The sequence below is a fragment of the Promicromonospora iranensis genome (assembly GCF_028994775.1).
Taxonomy (GTDB): domain Bacteria; phylum Actinomycetota; class Actinomycetes; order Actinomycetales; family Cellulomonadaceae; genus Promicromonospora; species Promicromonospora iranensis_A.
This window is the reverse complement of record NZ_JAJQMN010000004.1, coordinates 484595-490944: the sequence shown is the minus strand read 5'-3', so window position 1 is coordinate 490944 and position 6350 is coordinate 484595. Positions and strand designations below refer to the sequence as shown.

Sequence of the window (6350 nt, the reverse complement as noted above, 5' to 3'; positions counted from 1 at the left end):
ACGGGGTGGGAGAGTAGGACGCCGCCGGACAACCATTCCCAGCAGGGGGTGGAACCAGGCACAACCCCACGGGGTCGTGCCTGGTTCCACCCCCTGACTGCATTCCCCCAACAACGCCCGCTCGCCCCACCGGCCACAGCCCCGGGGCCGGGCCACTGCCCGCGGGCCCGGACGCCGCGGTCTACCCAGCGTTTACGCCCGAAACAGCACATCGTTCCGGGCACAAACACTGGGCCCGCAACCCGACCCGCCCGGACGCGACTCCGACCAGACGCGACCCGGCGCCCCGGCCCACCCAGCGATGCGCCCGAAACACCGACCGTCCCGGGCACAAACACTGGGCCGGCGCGAAACGCCGCGGAACCGCACCGCGCCATCCGTCCGACCGCCCGGAAGGGTCTGCGCGTTGCAGAGATTTCACAGTCAACGGGCGGGAATCCGGGCGATCTAACGCCGTCCGGAGACTAGACTGACGGCCATGTCCACCATCTCCCGTGACGAGGTTGCGCGCGTGGCTGCGCTGGCACGGATCGACCTGCGACCCGACGAGGTCGCGCGCCTGGCCGGTGAGCTCGACGTGATCGTCGAGTCCGTCGCTCGTGTGAGCGAGGTCGCTACCGCAGACGTGCCGGCAACCAGCCACCCCCTCCCGCTGACGAACGTGTTCCGAGACGACGTACCGGAGCCCGCCCTGCCGATCCAGGACGTACTGGCCGGTGCCCCGCAGCAGGAGAACGGGCGGTTCGCCGTCCCGCAGATCCTCGGCGAAGAGTGATGGGAACCAACGACATGACACAGGACCTCACCCGTCTCAGCGCGTCCGACCTCGCGTCCGCGCTGAGGAACAAGGACGTCACCAGCGTCGAGGCCACGCAGGCCCACCTGGACCGCATCTCCGCCGTCGACGGGGACCTGCACGCGTTCCTGCACGTCTCCTCCGAGGAGGCGCTGGCGACCGCCGCGGAGGTCGACGCGCAGCGCGCCGCCGGCGAGGAGCTGCACCCGCTCGCGGGTGTGCCCATCGCGGTCAAGGACGTCGTGGTCACCAAGGGGCTGCCCACGACCGCAGGGTCCAAGATCCTCGAGGGCTGGATCCCGCCGTACGACGCGACGCTCGTCGAGCGCATCAAGGCCGCTGGTCTGCCGATCCTCGGCAAGACCAACATGGACGAGTTCGCCATGGGCTCCTCGACGGAGCACTCGGCGTACGGCAACACCAAGAACCCGTGGGACCTCGACCGCATCCCCGGTGGGTCCGGCGGCGGCTCCGCGGCCGCGGTCGCCGGTTTCGAGGCACCGCTCGCGATCGGTACCGACACGGGTGGCTCGATCCGCCAGCCCGGTGCCGTCACCGGCACCGTCGGCGTGAAGCCCACCTACGGTGGTGTCTCCCGGTACGGCCTGATCGCCATGGCTTCCTCGCTCGACCAGGCGGGCCCCGTGACGCGCTCGGTGCTCGACGCCGCGCTGCTGCACGAGCTGATCGGCGGGCACGACCCGCACGACTCGACGTCGATCAACGAGCCGGTTCCCGGCGTCGTCGCGGCGGCTCAGCAGGGTGCCCAGGGCGACCTGAAGGGTCTGCGCGTCGGCGTCGTCAAGGAGCTGTCCGGTGAGGGCTACCAGGCCGGCGTGTCCGCTCGGTTCGACGAGTCGCTCGACCAGCTGCGCGCCCTGGGCGCCGAGATCGTCGAGGTCTCCTGCCCCAGCTTCGGTTACGCGCTGGACGCCTACTACCTGATCATGCCCGCCGAGGCCTCCAGCAACCTGGCCAAGTTCGACGGCATGCGGTTCGGCCTGCGGGTCGAGCCCGCCGAGGGCCCGGTCACGGCAGAGCGGGTCATGGGCGCCACTCGCGGGGCCGGCTTCGGTGACGAGGTCAAGCGCCGCGTCATCCTCGGCACGTACGCGCTCTCCGCCGGCTACTACGACGCCTACTACGGCAGCGCGCAGAAGGTCCGCACGCTGATCCAGCGTGACTTCGCCGCCGCGTTCGAGCAGGCCGACGTGCTGGTCTCGCCCACGGCGCCGACCACCGCGTTCAAGTTCGGCGAGAAGCTCGACGACCCCCTCGCGATGTACCTCAACGACATCGCGACCATCCCCGCGAACCTCGCGGGTGTCCCCGGCATGTCGCTCCCGAACGGCCTGTCCGACGACGGTCTGCCCGTCGGGTTCCAGATCCTGGCGCCCGCCAAGGCCGACGACCGGCTGTACCGCGTGGGCGCGGCCCTCGAGGCGGCCCTCGAGTCGCGCTGGGGCGGACCCCTCCTGAACCAGGCACCCGAACTCAAGACCACGGAGCTCGCCCGATGACCGCCGCAACGACGACCGGACTGGTCGCCTACGAGGACGCCGTCCGCCGCTACGACCCGGTGCTGGGCATCGAGGTCCACGTGGAGCTCGGCACGCTCACCAAGATGTTCTGCGCGGCCGAGGTCGCGTACGGCGGCGAGCCCAACACCCAGGTCACCCCGGTGAGCCTCGGGCTGCCGGGCGCCCTGCCGGTGGTCAACGGCAAGGCGGTGGAGTACGCGATCCGGATCGGCCTCGCGCTGAACTGCACCATCGCCGAGAACTGCCGGTTCGCGCGGAAGAACTACTTCTACCCGGACGTCCCGAAGAACTTCCAGACGTCGCAGTACGACGAGCCCATCGCCTTCGACGGCTGGATCGACATCGAGCTGGACGACGGCGAGGTGTTCCGCGTCGAGATCGAGCGGGCGCACATGGAGGAGGACGCCGGCAAGAACACCCACGTGGGTGGCGCGACCGGCCGCATCCAGGGGGCCGAGTACTCGCTCGTCGACTACAACCGTGCGGGCATCCCGCTCGTCGAGATCGTGACCCGGCCCATCGAGGGTGCCGGCGAGCGCGCCCCCGAGGTAGCGCGTGCCTACGTGCAGACGCTGCGTGACATCTTCCGCACGCTCGACGTCTCCGAGGCCAGGATGGAGCGCGGCAACGTCCGTGCGGACGTGAACCTGTCCCTCCGCCCGACGCCGGAGTCGCCCCTCGGCACGCGCACCGAGACCAAGAACGTCAACTCGTTCCGCTCGATCGAGCGCGCGGTCCGCTACGAGGTGTCCCGTCAGGCGGGCGTGCTCGACGCGGGCCTGCCGGTCGTGCAGGAGACGCGCCACTTCCACGAGGAGGACGGCACGACGTCGTCGGGCCGCGTGAAGTCGGACGCCGAGGACTACCGCTACTTCCCCGAGCCCGACCTGGTCCCCGTGGCGCCGAGCCGCGAGTGGGTCGAGGAGATCCGGGCGACGCTCCCGGAGATGCCGGTGGCGCGCCGCCGTCGGCTCCAGACGGAGTGGGGCTACGCCGACGCCGAGATGCGCGATGTCGTCAACGCGGGCGCCATGGACCTCATCGAGGCGACCGTCGCCGCGGGCACGAGCGCCGCGGGCGCGCGCAAGTGGTGGATGGGCGAGCTGGCCCGTCGCGCCAACCAGGACGAGGTCGCGCTCGAGGCGCTGTCGGTGACCCCGGCGCAGATCGCCCAGCTCCAGGGGCTCGTGGACTCGGGGCGGCTCAACGACAAGCTCGCCCGGCAGGTGCTCGACGGGGTGCTCGCCGGCGAGGGCGACCCGGAGGCTGTCGTGGTGGCCCGCGGCCTGGAGATCGTGTCCGACGACGGCCCGCTGCTCGCCGCCATCGACGAGGCGCTGGCCGCCCAGCCCGACATCGTCGAGAAGGTTCGTGGTGGCAACCAGGGGCCGATCGGCGCGATCATCGGCGCCGTCATGAAGGCGACGAAGGGTCAGGCCGACGCGAAGCGGGTGCGCGAGCTGGTGCTGGATCGGATCGGCTCGTGACCCTGGGTCCGAGGACGGGCAGATGACCCGCGGTCCCCTCCTGCGCGGCGAGATGATGCGGCTGCGTCCCATCGAGGGACGTGATGCGGAACGTTTGTGGGAGGCGGTGCAGGATCCGGAGGGAACCCGTCTGACGGGGACCACCGCGACCTTCACGCGCGATCAGATCAACGAGTGGGCGAGCACGGTCAGCGACCGGCCCGGCCGCTACGACTGGGCCATCTGCCCCGCCGCGGAGCGGGACGGCAAGCCGGTCAGCGACGAGATGATCGGCGAGATCGTGCTCAACGATCTCGACGAGGACGTCCGCTCGGCGAACCTCCGGCTCCAGCTGCTGCCGAACTACCGGGGCCGGGGGTACGGCCGGGAGGCCATCCAGGAGGTGCTCCGGTTCGCCTTCGACGGTGTCGACGGCGAATCGGGTCCCCGCCTGCACCGGGTGAGCCTGGACGTGCTCAGCATCAACCCGCGCGCCCAGGCTCTGTACGAGTCGCTCGGCTTCCGTGAGGAGGGGCGCCTGCGGGACATCTACCGCGACGGCGACACCTGGGCCGACGCCGTGGTGATGAGCATTCTCGAGGACGAGTACCGGGCGCTGCAGGGCTGAGCCCGTGGGCCGAGCCGGGACCTACGGCCCGCCTGCGATGTAGGCGGTCAGCTGGTCCCGCTCGGCCTGGACCTCGGCGATCCGGTGCTTGACCACGTCGCCGATGCTCACGATCCCGGTGAGCCGGGCGTCGACGAGCACGGGGACGTGCCGCACGCGGTGCTCCGTCATGACGGGCATCAGCTCGTCGAGCGTGGCCTCGGGACTGCAGGTGTGCACTGCGGCGGTCATGATCGCCGCCACCGGGCCGTCCAGGACGCCGTCGCCGTCCGAGTGCAGCCGACGGACGACGTCGCGCTCGCTGACGATCCCGTCGACCCGCACGCCGTCGTCGGACACGACGACCGCGCCGATACCGTGCTGGGCCAGGAGGGCGAGCAGGTCACGCACGCTCCGGTCCCTGGAGATCGTGACCACTGTGCTGCCCTTGCGTCGCAATGCCTCTGTCACTCGCATTCGAGCACCCCCGTCGCTGCGCGCCGGAAACCGCGTCATTGCGGGCTCCTGCTACGACGGTACGGCACCCGGCGACGTTCAGGTAGGGGTGTGGCCGGCCGCCGCAGGGCCGGGCCGAAGGGACGGGACGCGCCGCCGCTGACGCATCCCGTCCCGGTTATCGGGGCCCGTGCGTCGTCAGCACGTGGCCGTTGGCAAGCTGTTGTTGCCGTTCTTGTAGACGGTGATCCCGAAGTTGTTGCCCGAGCCGTTCGGCGTGGCGGTGAGCGTGCCGGTGCTGCCGGTGACGTTGGCGTTCCAACTGCTCTGGAGGGACTGGCCGCCGGCGAGGTTGATCCGTGCGGTCCAGCTGCTGGTGCCGCTCACCGACAGGTTCACGTTGAACCGGTCGCTCCACTCCTGCCCCCTCGTGACGTTGACGGTGCAGGACGTGCCTCCTCCGCCTCCGCCCCCGCCGCTCGTGCCGACGGTGATGTTGGAGCTGCCGCTGCTCTGGAAGCCCTCGGTAGCCATGATCTGGTAGTCGTGGTTGCCCAGCCGCATGCCACGTGCGGCCCAGGCGTCGAAGTGGTTTCCGGCCGAGATGGTGCCGCCCGTGCGCTTCTGCTGGCGCACGCTCCAGTACTGCGTGAACGTCGAGTTGTCGCCCTCGATCGACGGCTTGTTGTAGCGCATCGTCTTGTAGATGTCGTACGTGCCGCCGTCCGTCGTGACCGTCCCCTGGAACTCGCCGGTGGGCCGGTAGGTGCCCCAGTTGTCGACCACGTAGTACTCGACCAGCGGGCTCCTGGTCCATCCGTAGAGCGTGAGATAGGAGTTGCCGGACGGGTTGAACGTGCCCGAGTAGGTCACGTTCCTGCGGGCGCCCGTGGCCCAGCCCTTGCCGGCCACGAAGTTGCCGGTGTTGCGCCACTGGGTGGAGTAGTTGCCGTTCGACCCGAGGTTCATCGAGACGGTTCCCGGGGCGTCGGTCCAGAACGAGTAGAAGTAGCCGCCGTGGTTGCCGGTCTCGTTGCGGTCCACCGCCGCCGCGGGGGCGGAGGTGGCCACCATCCCGGCGGCGAGCAGCGCCACCGTGGCACCGATGCCGGTCAGCGCGCGCAGCAGGCGGCTGCGGAGCGGGGGTTCGGATCGGATCGCAAACGATTTCGTAGTAAACGTTTTCGCCATGTCGCACCTCGTTGTACGTTGCAGTGAGCGGATACGTGCGTGAGTACACGCGTGACGCGCACGGGTCCCGAACAGCGGCGTCCAGGTGACCGGCGTCCTCGCAGGCAGAGGCCGAAATCTTTCGACGTCGGCGGCCTGCCGGTAGACAAGTGTGCACACGGTGGATGGCCGGGTCAAGGGTGGGGCACCGGCTCTTTTCCCGCCCTCGAGCGGCGTGGGTCGGGTGGGGGTGCCCCGGTGCGGAGGTCCCGCGCGGTGCCACGGCGCGGGTCACCTTGTGGACGCCCGGTGTC

General features: G+C 70.3%; 6 protein-coding genes. 4 read left to right on the top strand and 2 right to left on the bottom strand.

Going from position 1 to position 6350, the window contains the following annotated elements; genetic code table 11:
* The first annotated feature begins 478 nt into the window (after positions 1–478).
* From gatC to LUU90_RS09860, 4 genes are read left to right on the top strand one after another with little or no spacing between them, the layout of a single operon-like run.
* Complete coding sequence (gene gatC, locus LUU90_RS09875) at positions 479–775, top strand: Asp-tRNA(Asn)/Glu-tRNA(Gln) amidotransferase subunit GatC (protein WP_253873965.1); 297 nt, start codon at positions 479–481, stop codon at positions 773–775.
* Positions 776–789: 14 nt separating this feature from the next.
* On the top strand, positions 790–2316 hold the full coding sequence (gene gatA, locus LUU90_RS09870) for an Asp-tRNA(Asn)/Glu-tRNA(Gln) amidotransferase subunit GatA (protein ID WP_275003206.1): 1527 nt from the start codon (positions 790–792) through the stop codon (positions 2314–2316).
* A complete protein-coding gene (gene gatB / locus LUU90_RS09865; RefSeq protein ID WP_275003205.1) occupies positions 2313–3824 on the top strand; it encodes an Asp-tRNA(Asn)/Glu-tRNA(Gln) amidotransferase subunit GatB in 1512 nt (503 codons plus the stop codon). The genes gatA and gatB overlap by 4 nt, the downstream gene beginning before the upstream one ends.
* 22 nt (positions 3825–3846) lie before the next feature.
* Positions 3847–4431, top strand: coding sequence for a GNAT family N-acetyltransferase (locus tag LUU90_RS09860; RefSeq protein ID WP_275003204.1), 585 nt, complete (start codon positions 3847–3849; stop codon positions 4429–4431).
* Between the two features lie 21 nt (positions 4432–4452).
* On the opposite strand, the gene LUU90_RS09855 is transcribed toward LUU90_RS09860, so the two are convergent.
* Both LUU90_RS09855 and LUU90_RS09850 read right to left on the bottom strand, forming a co-directional pair.
* Positions 4453–4887: a CBS domain-containing protein gene (locus LUU90_RS09855; RefSeq protein ID WP_275003202.1), complete on the bottom strand. Its 435-nt coding sequence runs from the start codon at positions 4885–4887 to the stop codon at positions 4453–4455.
* A 177-nt stretch (positions 4888–5064) separates the two neighbouring features.
* Positions 5065–6057, bottom strand: coding sequence for a glycoside hydrolase family 11 protein (locus LUU90_RS09850; RefSeq protein WP_275003201.1), 993 nt, complete (start codon positions 6055–6057; stop codon positions 5065–5067).
* Between the last annotated feature and the right edge of the window lie 293 nt (positions 6058–6350).